Origin of the sequence: Marinobacter sp. MDS2 (assembly GCF_030718085.1) — a bacterium.
Classification (GTDB): Bacteria; Pseudomonadota; Gammaproteobacteria; order Pseudomonadales; family Oleiphilaceae; genus Marinobacter.
Window position 1 is genome coordinate 1,725,764 of the sequence record NZ_JAVAJF010000001.1, and the last position, 16,956, is coordinate 1,742,719.

Below are 16,956 nucleotides of genomic sequence, written 5' to 3' on the forward strand. Positions count from 1 at the left end.
GCATCTCGGAGCCCACCGGGATTACGTCAGCTTACCGCTTCAGGCGCCGTTCGACGGCATCCATCAACAACGCTGAAATATCGATTCCATACTGCGCATCCAGCTCACGAATGCAGGTTGGGCTGGTCACGTTGATTTCAGTGAGGTAGTCGCCAATAACATCCAGCCCCACAAACATCAGCCCTTTCTGCTTGATCACCGGCGCCACCCGGGCACAGATTTCACGGTCGCGGTCAGTTAGCTCGCGCCCTTCTCCGCGGCCTCCGGCGGCCAGATTTCCGCGATTCTCACCCTGCGAAGGAATTCGGGCCAGCGCATAAGGGACCGGCTCACCATCAATCAACAAAATGCGCTTGTCACCGTCCGAGATCTCGGGAATGAACTTTTGAGCCATCGCCTGATGCTCACCGTAATTGGTCAGCGTTTCAATAATCACGCCGAGGTTGGCGTCGTTTTCCTTAACCCGGAAAATCGACCGGCCACCCATGCCGTCAACCGGCTTCATAATGATGTCGCCGTGCTCGGCGTAAAACTCCCGGAACCGCTGGGAGCTGCGGGTCACAATCAGCGGGGGCGTCAAATCCTCAAACTGGGCAGCAAACAATTTCTCGTTGCAATCCCGCAGCGTTGACGCCGGGTTGACCACCAGCGCACCTTGTTGCTCGGCAGCATCAAGGATGTAGGTCGCCATCAAGAACTCGCGATCAACCGGAGGATCCTTGCGCATCAGGATGACATCCAGATCACCCAAGGCCCGATCCTGACTGTCACCATAACTGAACCAGTCGGACGGGTCGTTGCGCACCGTCAGGCTGCGGGTATGGGCCCGTGCCTGACCTCCGGCCAGATACATATCCTGGAGTTCCATGTACTCGAGTTCCCAACCACGATTCTGCGCCGCAAGCAACATGGCCAGCGAGCTGTCTTTCTTGAACTGGATGTCCTCGATCGGATCCATCACGATCCCGAGCCGAATTGCCATAGAGTCTCCTGGAATATCAAGTTGGAAATCTGCAAATAAACCACTGAAAACACGAACCAGGCAGCAGAGTGCATCGCTGATAAAGTGCTATGCTGTTGATGGTATTGTACCCCAGTCACAAATGCATCCGCAGAAATCCTGTGGCAAATACGTGACAAGGGAGGCAGAAGTACATTTGGTCACAAACAAATACTTTTTATCCAGCCATGGATACTCTATAAATGAGAGGGGTTTATAGAACAACCTTAAGGTTTGTGCTAAAACCTTCTCTAAAATAATGACACCCGCTCGAGCGCAAGGCAGTCGGACAATGGATGACAACTTCGAGAACTTGAAGATCATGGTGATCGACGATAGCAAGACCATTCGTCGCACCGCGGAAACCCTCCTGAAAAAGGTTGGCTGTGAAGTCATCACCGCCACTGACGGCTTTGACGCTCTGGCCAAAATCGCTGATTCCCAACCAGACATCATCTTCGTAGACATTATGATGCCTCGCTTGGACGGCTATCAGACCTGCGCCTTGATCAAGAATAACTCCACTTTCAAGAACACGCCGGTCGTGATGCTTTCGAGCAAGGATGGCCTGTTTGATAAAGCAAAAGGGCGCATCGTTGGCTCGGATCAATATCTGACCAAACCGTTCAGCAAGGATGAACTGCTCAACACCATCCGCCAGTACACGCCTCAGGCGGAACAGTAATCCTGCTGCCACCCAGAACCATCGAGGAAACCATGGCTCGCATTTTGATTGTTGACGATTCGCCAACAGAAGTTAAAAAGATATCCACCATTCTGGAAAAGCACCAACACGAAGTGCTGACTGCAGACAACGGTGCTGACGGCGTTGCCAAGGCCCGCGCAGAAACGCCAGACCTGGTACTCATGGACGTCGTTATGCCGGGCCTGAACGGCTTTCAAGCAACCCGTCAGTTGACCCGGGCACCGGAAACCGCATCCATTCCGGTTGTGATCGTCACCACCAAAGATCAGGAAACGGATCGCGTGTGGGGAACCCGCCAGGGTGCCAAGGGTTACCTGGTCAAACCAGTTAACGAAGACGACCTGATCAAAACAATCAACAATCTGATTGCCTGATCCTTCGCCGTGGAGTTAAGCATGTCCGCCGAGGCCGCCCCTTTCGCCGTTCTGACGGATATCGCCCAGCGCAGCCGGGCAATGGCCTCGGGCCTTCCAGAGCAGGAACAAGCTGTTGAGCTGTGGAATGGCATCGGGTTCATTCTTTCCGGCCAACGCTATGTTGCTCCGATGGGCGACGTCACCGAAATCCTGCATGTTCCCCGGTTTACTCACATTCCCGGGGTACGCCCGTTCATGATGGGTGCGGCCAACGTTCGTGGCCGACTTCTTCCCCTGATCGACCTCGCCAGCTTCTTCGATATTCCCCGCTCCTCACGCAGCCCGCGTGAACGCCGGGTATTGGTGATCGAGCAAGGCGATATCTTCAGTGGACTGGTCGTCGACAGCGTTTTGGGCATGCAATATTTCGCGAAAGACAGTTTCCGGGCCAGCCCGAAAGGGGTGCCCGACAACGTTCGGCCGTTTGTAGATGGCGGTTACGAGCGTAACGAAGAGATCTGGAACGTGTTCTCCGCCGCCGACCTGGTGGACGACGAGCGCTTTCTTGATGTCGCACAGTGGTAGCGTGATGGTACTGGCAGGAACGTCACCCTGACCGTCTGCAAGCCGATACAACAACTTGCCATTTCCAGAAGAAAAAGGCCGGGAGCCAGAAGATGAAAAACAGAGCCGGAAAACTCAGTATGGGACAGGGAGGCAACAAGCTGATTGCCGGTCTGATCGCCGCACTGATTGCACTCACTATCCTGCTCGTTGTGGTGCTGTTCATCATCAACAAGGACAGCCAGAACGATCAGGAGTACATCGCCAATACCGCAGAGATGCGCGTGCTATCCCAGGAGATTGCGAAAAACGCGACCGAAGCGGCCGGCGGTACTGCCGAAGCGTTCGACCAGTTACGACGCTCCCGCGATGAATTCCAGCTGCTCTGGACCAGCGTTACCAAAGGTAATCCGGAAACCGGCCTTCCGCCCAGCGAACTGGCACAACAAAGTAACACGCAGAAACTGTGGAACCGGGTGCGCGAAAACGCGGACAGCATCCTGTCCACCCAGGAAGCGGTACTTGGCCTGCACGAAGTGGCCCGCACCCTGAACGAAACCATTCCGCAACTGCAGGTTGAGTACGACGACATCGTACAGATCCTGCTGGAAAACGAAGCACCGGCTGAGCAGATCGCCCTTGCCCAGCGCCAGTCCCTGCTGGCAGAACGGATCGTCCGCTCGGTCAACAACGTTCTTTCCGGTGACGAAGATGCCGTTATCGCCGCCGACCGCTTCGGTCGTGACGCCAGCTTGTTCGGGCGGGTACTCGACGGACAGCTGAACGGCAACCCCGGCATGGGCATCTCACAAGTCGCAGACGAAGACGCCATCTACGGCCTTGAAGCGGTTGATGAGCTGTTTGAATTCGTTTCCCAGAACGTTGACGCCATCCTTGAGGCTTCTCCCGACCTGTTCAAGGTACGTCTGGCGGCCAGCGACATCTTCCAAAACTCGGAAGTGCTGCTGACCGAACTTTCCTCCTTGGCGAATGACTTCAGCTCCCAAGCGGAATCACGTCTGGTTAACGCAACCCTGGCGTTCTTCATCCTGGCGGCCATGGTTGCCATCGTGGTCTTCATCGGCTTTGCCCTCTACCGTGAAACTCAGTCCCGTCTGACCACCACTCAGGAACAGAACGAGCAGAACCAGAACGCGATCCTGCGGCTGCTGGACGAACTGGCTGATCTAGCCGATGGTGACCTGACCACCGAGGCGACCGTAACCGAAGACTTCACCGGTGCCATCGCCGACTCCATCAACTTCGCGATCGACCAGATGCGCGGCTTGGTACAGTCCATTCGAGGCACCGCAGTCCGAGTGGCATCCGCAGCCCAGGAATCTCAGGCAACGGCCATGCATCTGGCCGACGCTTCCGAGCATCAGGCCCAGGAAATTGCCGGCGCCTCGGCGGCGGTGAACGAAATGGCCGTGTCCATCGACCAGGTATCCTCCAACGCGGCGGAATCTTCTGCGGTTGCGGAGCGCTCGGTTGCCATCGCCAAGAAAGGCGCGGAAGTGGTACAGAACACCATTCGCGGCATGGACAACATCCGCGAGCAGATCCAGGAAACCTCCAAGCGGATCAAACGACTGGGTGAATCGTCCCAGGAAATCGGCGACATTGTATCTCTGATCAACGACATCGCCGACCAAACCAACATCCTGTCTCTGAACGCTGCGATTCAGGCCTCTATGGCCGGTGACGCGGGTCGAGGCTTTGCGGTTGTTGCGGACGAAGTTCAGCGCCTTGCGGAACGTTCCTCTGCCGCAACCAAACAGATTGAAGCACTGGTTAAGACGATCCAGTCTGACACCAACGAAGCCGTTATTTCCATGGAGCACACCACGGCCGAGGTAGTACGTGGTGCGCGTCTGGCTCAAGACGCGGGTATCGCACTCGAGGAAATCGAGAACGTATCCATGAGCCTTGCGGAACTGATCCAGAACATCTCCAACGCGGCACGCCAGCAGTCTTCTTCTGCGTCGCACATTTCCAACACGATGAACGTCATCCAGGAAATCACCTCGCAGACGTCTTCCGGTACCAACGCAACCGCGAAGTCGATCGGAAATCTGGCGGAAATGGCCTCCGAGCTTCGTTCTTCTGTTGCCGGCTTTACGTTGCCGGATGAAGATGCACTCAGCGAAGAAAACGAAAGTTACGACGAATCGGTGGTCAGCTGATCACCGGCCCGGGGCAGCTGAAGGCTTATGGTTCAGACACATAACCAAACGGCACCCGCAGACGGAATCTGGTCGCTGCGCAAACTTCCTGAAATGGACAATGCGCAGTTCGGTCAGTGGCAAACCCTGCTGGAACACCGGACAGGCATCACCCTGACCCCCGACCGGCGATCGTTTCTGGAAACCAACTTGGGTATCCGGATGCGGGAAATAGGCTGCAACAGCTATCAGGCCTATTACGAGCAGATCGTGTCGGGCCCGGACGCTATTCAGGAGTGGGCTACGCTGGTGGACCGCCTGACGGTTCAGGAAACCCGCTTTTTCCGCGACCCTGAAGCCTGCAAGCTGGTGTCAGATTATGTGATGACCCGCCCTCGGGATGGTCTGAAAAGCCAGGCCCTGGAGGCCTGGAGTGTCGGCTGCTCGACCGGCGAAGAGCCTTACACGCTGGCCATGGTACTCAACGGGTGCATGGAACAGCTCGGCTTGCAGCCGCTGTACGGGGTAACCGGCTCGGACATCAGCCAGCCCGCACTGGTGAAAGCCAAATCCGGTTTGTTCAGTGCCCGCAAGTTGCTGGGCATGGATGAGGCCCTGAAATCCCGGTACTTCCGGCCTGCCGAGCGGAATACCGTAGAAATTGTGAACAGCATCCGTGAGCGGGTGTGCTTTGCCAGGCTCAATGTACTGGACCTGAACAAAGCCCCCATGCACGGCATGAACATTATCTTCTGCCAGAACCTGCTGATTTACTTCCGCCGCTGGCGCCGGCGCGAGATTGTCAGACGTCTTTCAGAACGTCTGGCACCGGGGGGGTTACTGGTGTTAGGCCAAGGGGAGCTGACCGATTGGCAGCCACCGGGCCTGCAGAGGGTTCCCTCGGAACATGTACTGGCGTGGATCAAACGTCAGTCCGACGAAGAATAACCGGAGTGGTTATGGGCAATCACCATGACAGTATCGCCCTCGACTGGGTTCGGGGCGAAATACAGGACACGCTGACCCAAGGCCAGCATGCACTCGAAGCGTACGTTGATAATCGTGACGATACCGCGCGCCTGCGCTTCTGCCTGAACTACCTTCATCAGGTGCACGGCACCTTGCAAATGGTGGAGCTCTACGGTGCGGCGTTGCTCACCGAAGAGATGGAGAAACTTACCCAGGCCATTCTGAACGAAACCGTCGTTAACGTTGATGACGCCCTCGAAGTTCTGATGCAGGCCATTCTCCAGTTGCCCCAGTATCTGGAGCATCTGGGCAGCAGCAACGACGACTTTCCGATGGTGTTGTTGCCTCTGCTTAACGATCTACGCGCGGCGCGCGGCGAATCGCTGCTGTCTGATACCTCGCTGTTCAAACCGAACCTGACCGCAGCCCACTTCCAGGTGACCGGAAAAGTCTCTGAACGCCTTCAAGATCCGAAAGTGCTTGGCCACTTGCGTAAACTTCGGCAGATGTACCAGTTTGCTCTGGCCGGTGTGGTTCGCGAAGAAGACATGGATGCTCACTTTGGTTACATGCAAAAAGTCATCGACCGGCTCTCGCGTTTGTGCCAAAAAACCGCTCGGGGCGAACTCTGGAAGGCCGCCGGCGCGTTTGTTGAAACACTCGAAGCCCGCGTAAACCCGGTCAACACGGCCGTTAAATCGCTGTTGCGCGAACTCGATGGCGAGATTCGCAAGCTGACCGACGAACACGCCGACATTCTGCTGCAGCCGGTTCCCGAGGCCTTACTCAAGAACCTGTTGTATTACGTTGCCCGGGCACGGCATCTGGACCGGCCACAGGTTAATTACCTGCGCAGCGCTTACCAACTGTCCGATGCCCTGCCCTCCGACGACGATGTCAGTGAGGCCCGGACTCGTGTTTCCGGCCCCGGCCGCGATGCCATTCAGTCCGTCGTCAGCGCCCTCAACGAAGAGCTTGGCCGCTTGAAAGATCAGCTCGACCTGTTCGTGCGTGCGGAGCATCGCCAGAACAACGAGCTGGACGAACTGCTTCCGGGTCTGCGCCAGGTTGGCAATACGCTGGCCGTGCTTGGCCTTGGCATTCCTCGCAAAGTGGTGACCGAACAAATTGAGCTGGTTGGAAAACTGTGCGGTCAACTGGAAACGATCGATGACGGCACACTGATGGACATCGCAGGCGCTCTGCTTTATGTCGAAGCCAGCCTGGCCGGCCTCGACGTGGATCGCCATACCGAAGTTTCAGACAACGCCGAAACCGGCGAACCAACAAACATCGGCTCTCGTGAACTATCAGAGGCCAATGAGGCACTGATCCGGGAATCCCGGAATACGCTGGAACAAGCTAAATCCGCCATCGTTAACTTCATCGCCTCGCAATGGGATACCCAGGAAATCGAGCACGTCCCGGCACTGCTCCATAGCATTCGCGGCGGCCTGGGGCTGATACCTCTTGAGCACATACCGGACATGCTCGACTCTGCCGAGCGTTATATTTCCGATGTTTTACTGTCCAGCCAGCAGGTTCCCGACTGGCGCCAACTGGACACACTGGCCGACGCAATAACCAGCATCGAGTACTACCTCGAGCGGGTCGCCGAAGGCATTACCGATAACAGCACCATCCTTCGCATTGCCAATGAAAGTCTCGCAAGCCTGGGCTTCCCCGTGGGTGAAGACCCAACCTGGAGCGAAGCAGGTCAAGCCGAGGCCGTTGAATCAGAGGATGTCCCCGTTCTTGGCCAGTCCCTGCAGGAAGAGCCGGGCTCGCCGCAGAAGAGCTCCGACAGCGAACTGCTGGATGATGAAATACTCAGCATCTTTGTCGAGGAAGCCGAAGAAGTTCTGGCGACCATTCAAGAGTACTATCCCCGTCTGCGCAGGGATCACGGCGACCGGGACGCATTGACCGAAGTGCGTCGCGCCTACCATACATTGAAAGGCAGTGGCCGACTGGTCGGTGCAGAAAGCCTCGCCGAGATGGCCTGGTCGGTTGAAAACCTTCTGAATCGGGTTATTGACCAAACGCTGAAAGCCACAGACGATATGTTTGCGCTGCTGGATGATGTGAATGCGCGTATTCCAGAGCTCATTCAAGATTTCCGTCAGGGCGAAACCGCCGGTGATGTCGATGCACTGATAAACCGGGCGGAAGCACTGGCCACAACCCGTCGCGCAGATACCACCACTTCGGAACCGGCCAACCCGGCAGACGCGACCGAACAGCCTGTCGAGACACCCGACGAGCCAGCGATTGCCGCCAGTCCGGCAGAACCGATCATTATTGAGGCCGCAAAGTCGGCCGAGCCCGCCACAGACGACATGGACGACCTCATCGACGATGAGATTCTGGAGATCTTCATTGAAGAGGCGGGCGAAGTACTCGAAACCATCAACGAATATTTACCCATGCTGCTTCGGCAGTACGATGATCGCAGTGCGCTGGCCGAAGTAAGACGCGCCTTCCACACCCTAAAGGGCAGTGGTCGCATGGTCGGTGCCGGAGTGATTAGCGAATTGTCCTGGTCCGTGGAGAACATGCTGAACCGGATTATTGAAGGCAGCATCTTCATGAACGACGATCTGGCCCAGCTGCTTCAGGACGTGACCGACGTCATTCCCACGCTGGTCAGCGATTTCGAACAACGCATCGATGCACGCGTTGACACCGCGCCACTCGAGGCACGTGCTCAGGCCCTGGCCAGCGGCGAATTCCCGGACACCTCCGCGATGCCAGCGGCTGAGGTTGCGGAAACATCGCAAGAGCAGAGCAGCGGAACATCAGGGAACGAGGACGTTGATCAGCAGAGCCCAGAAGATGCAGATCGCGTGCTGCTCGAAATTTTTGAGCAGGAAGCCCAAACCCATCTGGAAACCCTTCAGAATTACTTACTGACAGCCCAACACCAAACCGCGGCTGTCTATACCGACGACCTGTCCCGCGCGCTGCATACTCTGCGCGGCAGCGCCAATACGGCAGGCATTGCTCCTATTGCGGCCATCATTACGCCTTTGGAGCGCTTCATCAAAGAAGCCAGAGCACAAAACAAGCGGGCCGATCACGAGGTACTCGAATTAATATCCCGTGCCAGTGATTTCCTGACCCAGGGGCTGGCGCAAATTCATATTGATCCGCAAGCCGAACTTGACGGAACCGCGGACTACCTCGAAAAACTCGAGAAAGTCAGCACCTCCACGTTCCAGGGACAGGCCTTTGATGACGATGTCGCTCCGGCCAATCAGGTATCGTCACAACTGATCCAGCTGTTTCTGGGCGAAGGTCTCGACATCGTTCTGGATGCCGAAACCATTCTGGATGAATGGGCTACCGATCCCCAGCAAACCGGTGCCCTGTCCACCTTGCGCAGCGAGCTTGAATCCCTCACCGACAGCGCAGCGGATGCCGGCCTAGCCGACGTGGCCAATCTGGCCGACGCCCTGACGCGCCTCTACGGAGCGGTGACCGTGTATGGATTGCCCACCAACGGCCAATTCTTTGAAACCGCGCGAAACGCTCAGGAACAACTCATCAACCAGATGGATCAGGTCGCGGCCGGTCTGGCGACCGATCCCTGTGACGACATCATTCTCGAACTTCATGCGCTGACCGACGCAGTGAACCGGAACGACGAGCCGGACGAATTTGAACAACAGTTCACCGAGGACCTTGAAGAAATAGACCTCAGCCTCGAAGACAACGACTTTGCTGTTCCGGAATCCGCTGCCGAGCCGCTGACGACCCCGGCGGAGGCCTCCGATGACAGCGACATGGATGAGGAACTTGCCGCGATCTTCCTTGAAGAAGCCCGGGATCTCATCGACAGCACCGCTGAAACACTTCAGACCTGGAGTGACGAGCCCGACAACATTGATATTCTGCGTTTGCTGCAAAGAGACTTGCACACACTGAAAGGCGGCGCACGCCTTGCCGAAATCGAGGCAGTGGGCGATCTGGCCCACGAACTGGAAAACCTGTTCGAGGGCCTGACCGAACAGCGGCTTTCCATCAACAGTACGCTTTCCGACCTTCTGTTCCGGTGCCATGACCGCCTGGCAGGTATGGTTGATGCTCTGGAGGCTCAAAATCAGCCAAAACCGGCCCCCGATCTGGAGCATGAAATCCAACAGTACATCGCCGGTGCCGACAGCACACGACCGGTCACCGATGTGGTGCAAGAGGCAGATCCCAAAACCGAATCTGGCGACGACGATGGCAAAACGACGGAATCCGGAGATATTAATGCCAACGAAGACACTGGCAGCAACGTGGCTGACCTGTCTCACCTGGACCCGGAATTACTCGGTATCTTCCTGGAAGAAGCCTACGACCTGATCAATTCTACCGGCAGCGCCCTCCATAGCTGGAGCGAGAATCCGTCCGATCGTAGCATCGCCGCGGAACTGCAGCGCGATGTACACACCTTGAAGGGTGGAGCCCGAATGGCGGGCGTAGACGCTATCGGCGATTTGACCCACGTGCTTGAAGACCTGTTTGAAAAGGTTGCCGAGGGTCAACTGGAAGCCAGCGGCACCATGATCGACTTGCTGTTTGCCTGTCACGACCGGCTGGCACAAATGGTCGAGCAAGTGGCTACCCAACAACCATGCCCGCCCGCAAAAGCGCTGGAAGCACAGGTACAAGCCATTCTCCGGGGCGAAGAGCCTGCCAACGTTGACGTTGCACCGGACCTTGAGGCATTAGCGGAACAATCACCCATCGAGCACGATGACTCGGGCTTCGAAACCGAACCGGTGATTGACTCACAAGCCGAGGATATTCTCAGCATCTTCCTGGATGAAGGTCTGGAAATTAACGATGCCATCGCGGAAAACCTGGAGCGTTGGCGCGAGCAACCCGATGAACTTGCCGCACTGATGTCATTGCGACAAGAGCTCCACACCCTCAAGGGTGGCGCGCGTTTGTCAGACCTCGATGCCATCGCGGATCTCGCCGAAGCCTGGTCGGAATTGCTTGACGACACGCTGGCCGGCAGCAAACCGGCAGAGACGGCGCTGGCGCTGAGCGACCGGGCACAAGCCAATTTCCGCTCCATGCTTGAAGCCATGGAAGCCGGTAAGCAACCAGAACTCGACTTCAGCCTCATCGATGCCCTGGCCCAATCGGACACCGGGATTCCCGAGCCGGCTTCAGAAGTCGAACAAGCCGAGAGCCAGGATCGGGAAGCGCCGGATCCGGAAGTGCTGGAGATCTTCCTCGAAGAAGCCAATGAAATCATGGACCAGCTGGAGCAATTGCTGGCCGATTGGCACAAAGAACCGAACAATCACCATTTCAATCAAGAAGCTCAGCGTGCCATGCACACCCTCAAAGGGGGCGCGCGCCTGTCTCAGCTTTCAGGATTGGGAGACAAAGCCCATACCTTTGAAACCTTGTTGATTGATCTTGGCGGCAATGCTCCCTCCGAAGCCCAATGGCAGCAAATTGCCCGTCAGCATGACGACATCATCGCAGCCGTCGCTGCGGTCCGCGCTCATTTCGAACAAGGCGCCGCACTCCCAGAGCCCGCGCCAGCTGAGCTGGAGGAGCAACCAGCCGCCCAGGCACCGGCACCGCTGATAACCGAAGCTGCGCCCGAACAGCCCGAAACCAAGCCGGTTGCCCGTAAACCTTCGAAGCGCCGCAATCAAAAAGCCGCCGAAGCCCAGCGTGCTGCCCAAGAAACCATTCGAGTGTCGGCTCCGCTGCTGGACGACCTGGTTAACCTAGCGGGCGAAACCAGTATCACCCGTGGCCGGCTGGAGCAGCAGTCCAGTGATTTCAGCCACACCCTCGACGAGATGGCCGCCACCATCGAGCGGCTGCGCGAGCAGCTGCGTCGAATGGATATTGAAACCGAGACCCAGATTCTGTTCCGTGCCGAACAGGAACACGGCGCAGACTACGGCGAAGATTTCGATCCGCTCGAGATGGACCGCTATTCCTCGATCCAGCAGCTGTCCCGGGCCCTCACCGAATCCTCGTCTGACCTTGCTGACCTGCGAGAAACACTGGCGGACCGGGTACGTGACACAGAAACACTGCTGGTTCAGCAGTCACGTATCAATACCGAGCTCCAGGAAGGTCTGATGAAGACCCGAATGGTTCCGTTTGCTTCTACCGTGCCGAGGTTGCGTCGGATCGTTCGCCAGATCAGCGGCGAACTGGGCAAGAAAGTCGATTTCGACGTTCGCAATGCCGAAGGCGAAATGGATCGGAGCATTCTGGAGCGTATGATCGCACCGCTGGAACACATGCTGCGAAACGCTCTGGACCATGGCATTGAAACACCACAGGAACGCCGTCAGGCCGGCAAACCTGAAACCGGCGAAGTCGTGCTGTCGTTGACCCGCGAGGGTGGCGACGTGGTGTTGCGCATGATCGATGACGGCAAAGGCATTCCCGCTGACGTGATTCGCGAGAAAGCCATTCGCCAGGGCCTGATGCACAACAACGAAGCATTGTCCGAACGGGAAGTGCTGCAGTTTATTCTGCAGCCGGGCTTCTCCACGGCCGAGAAGGTTACCCAGATTTCCGGCCGCGGTGTCGGCATGGACGTAGTGGCGAGCGAAATCAAACAACTCGGGGGCAGCCTCGATATCGACTCCTCACTGGGTCGCGGCACCACTTTCACCGTACGTTTGCCGTTTACCGTGTCGGTCAACCGTGCCCTCATGGTTGCTACTGGCGAGGATTTCTACGCCATCCCGTTGAATACCATTGAGGGTATTGTCCGGGTCAGCACGTACGAGCTGGAAGAGTATTACAAACCCGATGCGCCCCTGTACGAGTACGCAGGTCAGCAATATCGTCTGCAGTACCTCGGCAACCTGTTGAACAGCGACCACCATCCCAAGCTGCAAGGTCAGGCGCTCCCGCTGCCGGTAATACTGGTGCGCGGTGCCGAGCAACCCCTGGCTCTGCAGGTGGATCACCTGATGGGTAGCCGTGAAATCGTCGTTAAATCCCTGGGCCCTCAGTTCAGTACGGTGCGCGGTGTATCCGGTGCCACCATTCTGGGTGATGGTAACGTGGTGGTCATTCTCGACTTGCCGGCGATGATTCGGTCCGACGTACTGTCCGAACGCCAGCGCATAGCCAACCTGGCCAAAGAGCGCACGACAAGCCGCTTCGAAGAACAGGTGACAACGGTCATGGTAGTGGACGATTCCGTGACTGTTCGGAAAGTCACGTCGCGCTTACTGGAACGAAACGGCATGGAAGTGATCACCGCAAAAGACGGCTTGGATGCCGTAGCGCAGCTGCAAGACCACCGACCGGATGTCATCTTGCTGGATATCGAGATGCCCCGTATGGACGGTTTCGAAGTGGCCAGTTTTGTGCGCCATGATGACACGCTCAAAGAGACGCCGATTTGCATGATCACCTCCCGTACTGGTGAGAAACACCGCGAGCGGGCTCTGGCCATCGGCGTTAACGAGTACCTGGGCAAGCCTTTCCAGGAAACGGTGCTGCTTGAAACCATTAAACGGTTAACTGAGAGCGAGTGATGTCCGGCCAGACCGGCCGACCAAAGGTCGGGATTGTGTCCGATGATGCGTTACAACGCCGGCGGCTTCAGGAAACCGCCGGCAAATTTGGTTTGGCCAGCTGTTTCGCTGGAGACCCGGATCGATTACTCGATTACCCGGATTTTCCGGATGCCGCGTTGTGGCTGGTCACCCTGCAAGACGAAGCAGATCATCCGACGTTTTTCGACCACTTGCTCGAGCACACCGATGCGCCTGTGTTGTTTGGTGTCGATCTGGCGCCGAAGCCTGCCAGCAAAGAGTTTGTTCGTTGGGAGCGTCGGCTTCGGGACAAACTGGAAAAGCAGTTGGGCCCCCTGCAAGCGCTTGATAGTGCTCGCGATCTGGAAGAACTTGTTGAAACAAGCCCCATCCCGAAAGCACGGCCTGACAGCCTGCCAGATTATGTAACACCTGCACCGCCCGGTTCGCTGGCTGGTGAAATCTGGATTCTAGGTGCCTCATTGGGCGGCCCGGCTGCGGTGAAAGCGTTCTTGGATCAGCTGCCACCGGGTTTACCCGTGGGGTTTGTTTACGCACAGCACATTGACGGCAATTTTACCGATGTGCTGACCCGGGTGCTTGGCCGGCACGCTCACTACCAGCTCAAAAAAGCCGAGCAAGGCTACCGGATACAGAACGGTGACGTGGTACTGATGCCCGTTGAACACGAATGGTCTTTTGATTCAGACGGCCGCCTCGTGCAATTGGACACCCCTTGGCCGGGGCCTTACGGACCGTCCATTGACCAAGTGCTGCTCAATGTGGCCGACCATTACGGCAAGCGCTGCCACGCCATTCTCTTTTCAGGCATGGGCAACGACGGAGCCCTTGCGGCCCCCATGCTGAAAGCATACGGTAGCCGGATCTGGGTGCAGGACAGTCAAAGTTGCGGTAACAGTTCGATGCCGGATTCCGTCGCGGCAACGGGCTGCACCAGCTTTCGTGGCACACCGGAACAATTGGCCGAAGAACTGATGACAACCGTCAAGAACAACAGCCTGCTCAAGAGCCGGCACAAACGGGATTCCGCCTGAGGACACACGCTATGAATGAAAACAGCCAATCCCTATCCTGCGTTATGGTACCTGTCAGCGACCGGCAACTGCTGCTCCCGAACGTATCCATCGCAGAAGTTGTTGATTTAAACAACACCAAAACGGATAGGGGCACACCTGACTGGCTGATTGGCTTCATCGACTGGCGCGGCCTGAATCTGCCCGTGATCTCTTATGATGCCGCTAACGGCAAAGAATTGATGGTACCCGGCGACAACCGGGGCCGGATTATTGTGATCAACACCATCGGCCCCCACCATAACCAATTGCCGTTCATGGCTCTGGTGACGCAAGGCATACCCAGTCAAACCCGCCTGACCGAGTCCGAGATTAAAAAAGTGGACACACAGCCCGGGCCCGCAGACCTTATGCAAGTTGAGGTAGAGGGTGAAGCCGTCTGGATTCCAAATCTGGAATATCTGGAATCCCTGGCGGTAACCGCCACCCCCTGAGGTTACGGGGAGCCCCCATAGCGGGACTGTCTGCAAATGTTATAATGTTGCAAACTTTGCAGGAGCCACCCCATGCCAGAGCACGCGCTTCCCTACCGCCCTCACAACCATCAAGCCTGTGTCAGCCAAGCTCTGACAGACGCACAGGCGATTTGCCGTGAGCAAAATGCCCGCCTGACCCCCATTCGGGAACGTGTGCTTGAGCTGATCTGGCAATCTCACAAGCCACTGGGCGCTTACGACATTCTGGCCCAGCTCGGGGCCGAAGGTCACAACGCCGCACCACCCACCGTGTACCGGGCGTTGGATTTCCTTTTGCAATACGGCCTCGTGCATCGCATTTCCTCGTTGAATGCTTTTATCGGTTGCGCCCATGCCGGTGAGCACCACCGCAGCACCTTTTTGATCTGCCGTGACTGCGGCATTGTTCTGGAGCTGGCCGAAAACACCGTGGCCAAAGCGATCGAGTCTGCCGCCAAGGCGGAAGCGTTTCAGGTCGAAGACATTACGCTGGAGATTTCCGGTTTGTGCCCCACTTGTCAGGGAAGCACCGGTCATGCCTGATCACCTGGTACAGCTGAACCAGCTAACGGTGCGCTTTGACGAGCGGGTCGTGGTTGATCACGTCAATCTTGAGGTTGGCCGTGGAGACATCATCACCATCATCGGCCCTAACGGCGCCGGAAAAACCACCCTGATCAAAACCATACTGGGCATTCAGAAAGCGTCCAGTGGTCAGGTCTCTCTGGCACCGGACCTGATCATCGGATACGTGCCCCAACATCTCTCCCTCGAGGCGACGCTGCCGTTAAGCGTTAAACGCTTCATGCTGCTGAGCGGGCGGCCCCTGACAGCCTGTGAAGCGGCCTTGCAACGCACCGGCGTGGGCCATCTGCTGAACGCCTCGGTACACCATCTTTCGGGCGGGGAAAAACAGCGTTTGTTGCTGGCGCGCGCCCTTGCCCGCCAGCCTGACCTATTGGTGCTCGATGAACCGGCCCAAGGGGTGGACATCAACGGGCAAGCCGCGTTGTACGAACTGATCAGAGAACTCAGGGACGAACTACACTGTGGCGTGATCATGATCTCTCACGATCTGCATCTGGTGATGGCCGCCACAGACCAGGTTATCTGTCTGAACCAGCACATATGTTGCAGCGGCCATCCGGCGGATATTTCCCACGATCCTGCCTTTATCGAAACCTTTGGTCATCAGGTAGCCGAGTCCCTGGCGGTTTACCACCACCGCCACAATCACAGCCACGACCTACACGGCGATGTTGTCACCGGAAGCGAACCACACGGAGCCTGCACCCATGAACATCATTGATCTGATCCTGGGTGATTTTTTCTGGCGGGCATTGCTTGGGGGGCTCGGGGTCGCCCTGGTTGCCGGCCCACTCGGCTGCTTTGTGGTCTGGCGGCGTTTGGCCTACTTCGGAGATACCCTGGCCCACTCGGCCCTGCTGGGAATCGCGTTAAGTTTTCTGATCAGCATTCCGCTCAATCTCGGCGTGATCATTACCTGTTTGCTCATTGCATTGGCGTTGGTACTGCTATCCCGAACCCGGGCTCTGGCTACCGATACCCTGCTGGGTATTCTGGCCCACAGCGCGCTGGCCATCGGTTTGGTGACCCTCAGTTTTATGCCGGATATCCGGGTTGATCTTACCGGGCTGCTGTTTGGTGATTTGCTCGCCATGAGTCGCCAGGATCTGCTCTGGATTTACGGCGGGGCCGCGGTGGTGCTGGCGCTGCTCGCGCTTTTGTGGCGCCAGCTATTGATGAGCACCATCCACGAAGAACTCGCGCGCGTGGAAGGCGTGCCGGTGGAGCGGCTTCGTCTCGCTCTGATGTTGATGTTCGCCTTAGTCATTGCCGTGGCGATGAAGATCGTGGGCGTGCTGTTAATTACCGCATTGCTGATCATCCCCGCGGCAACGGCCCGGCGCCTGGCAAAAACCCCGGAGCACATGCTGGGACTGGCGATTGTGTTCGGATTTATCGCGGTTTCGGGTGGCCTGACCTTGTCCTGGCATCTGGATACACCGGCAGGCCCGTCGGTTGTCGTCACCGCCTTTCTGACCTTTTTGCTGGTCTACGGCGGCGCACGCAACACCAGCTATTGAACGCCCCGGCTTT

12 protein-coding genes are annotated in these 16,956 nt (G+C 57.2%); 11 read left to right on the forward strand and 1 reads right to left on the reverse strand.

The window, feature by feature from the left end; genetic code table 11:
• Positions 1-31 precede the first annotated feature (31 nt).
• Positions 32-982 carry a glutathione synthase gene (gene gshB, locus Q9245_RS08185; RefSeq protein WP_305896670.1) on the reverse strand — a complete coding sequence of 317 codons (951 nt, stop codon included), beginning with the start codon at positions 980-982 and terminating at the stop codon, positions 32-34.
• 310 nt (positions 983-1,292) lie between these two features.
• On the opposite strand from gshB, the gene pilG reads away from it, so the two are divergent.
• From pilG to znuB, 11 genes are all read left to right on the forward strand, one after another.
• Entirely contained in the window at positions 1,293-1,685 is a 393-nt protein-coding gene (pilG, locus tag Q9245_RS08190) for a twitching motility response regulator PilG (RefSeq protein WP_114335249.1), read from the forward strand.
• 32 nt (positions 1,686-1,717) lie between these two features.
• Positions 1,718-2,080, forward strand: a complete 363-nt coding sequence (pilH, locus tag Q9245_RS08195; RefSeq protein WP_114335248.1) for a twitching motility response regulator PilH — start codon at positions 1,718-1,720, stop codon at positions 2,078-2,080.
• Positions 2,081-2,101: 21 nt separating this feature from the next.
• Positions 2,102-2,647, forward strand: coding sequence for a chemotaxis protein CheW (locus tag Q9245_RS08200; RefSeq protein WP_114335247.1), 546 nt, complete (start codon positions 2,102-2,104; stop codon positions 2,645-2,647).
• Positions 2,648-2,739: 92 nt separating this feature from the next.
• A complete protein-coding gene (locus Q9245_RS08205) occupies positions 2,740-4,812 on the forward strand; it encodes a methyl-accepting chemotaxis protein (protein WP_305896671.1) in 2,073 nt (690 codons plus the stop codon).
• Positions 4,813-4,839: 27 nt separating this feature from the next.
• Positions 4,840-5,739 (forward strand): protein-glutamate O-methyltransferase CheR, encoded by a 900-nt coding sequence (locus Q9245_RS08210; RefSeq protein ID WP_305896672.1) that lies wholly within the window; start codon positions 4,840-4,842, stop codon positions 5,737-5,739.
• Between the two features lie 11 nt (positions 5,740-5,750).
• Positions 5,751-13,286, forward strand: coding sequence for an Hpt domain-containing protein (locus Q9245_RS08215; protein WP_305896673.1), 7,536 nt, complete (start codon positions 5,751-5,753; stop codon positions 13,284-13,286).
• Positions 13,286-14,341 (forward strand): chemotaxis protein CheB, encoded by a 1,056-nt coding sequence (locus Q9245_RS08220; protein WP_305896674.1) that lies wholly within the window; start codon positions 13,286-13,288, stop codon positions 14,339-14,341. Before Q9245_RS08215 ends, Q9245_RS08220 begins: the two co-directional genes overlap by 1 nt.
• Positions 14,342-14,352: 11 nt before the next feature.
• Positions 14,353-14,814, forward strand: a complete 462-nt coding sequence (locus tag Q9245_RS08225) for a chemotaxis protein CheW (protein WP_305896675.1) — start codon at positions 14,353-14,355, stop codon at positions 14,812-14,814.
• Positions 14,815-14,886: 72 nt separating this feature from the next.
• On the forward strand, positions 14,887-15,378 hold the full coding sequence (locus tag Q9245_RS08230; RefSeq protein ID WP_305896676.1) for a Fur family transcriptional regulator: 492 nt from the start codon (positions 14,887-14,889) through the stop codon (positions 15,376-15,378).
• Positions 15,371-16,144 carry a zinc ABC transporter ATP-binding protein ZnuC gene (gene znuC / locus Q9245_RS08235; RefSeq protein WP_305896677.1) on the forward strand — a complete coding sequence of 258 codons (774 nt, stop codon included), beginning with the start codon at positions 15,371-15,373 and terminating at the stop codon, positions 16,142-16,144. Before Q9245_RS08230 ends, znuC begins: the two co-directional genes overlap by 8 nt.
• Positions 16,131-16,943 (forward strand): zinc ABC transporter permease subunit ZnuB, encoded by an 813-nt coding sequence (gene znuB / locus Q9245_RS08240; RefSeq protein WP_305896678.1) that lies wholly within the window; start codon positions 16,131-16,133, stop codon positions 16,941-16,943. The genes znuC and znuB overlap by 14 nt, the downstream gene beginning before the upstream one ends.
• Positions 16,944-16,956 lie beyond the last annotated feature (13 nt).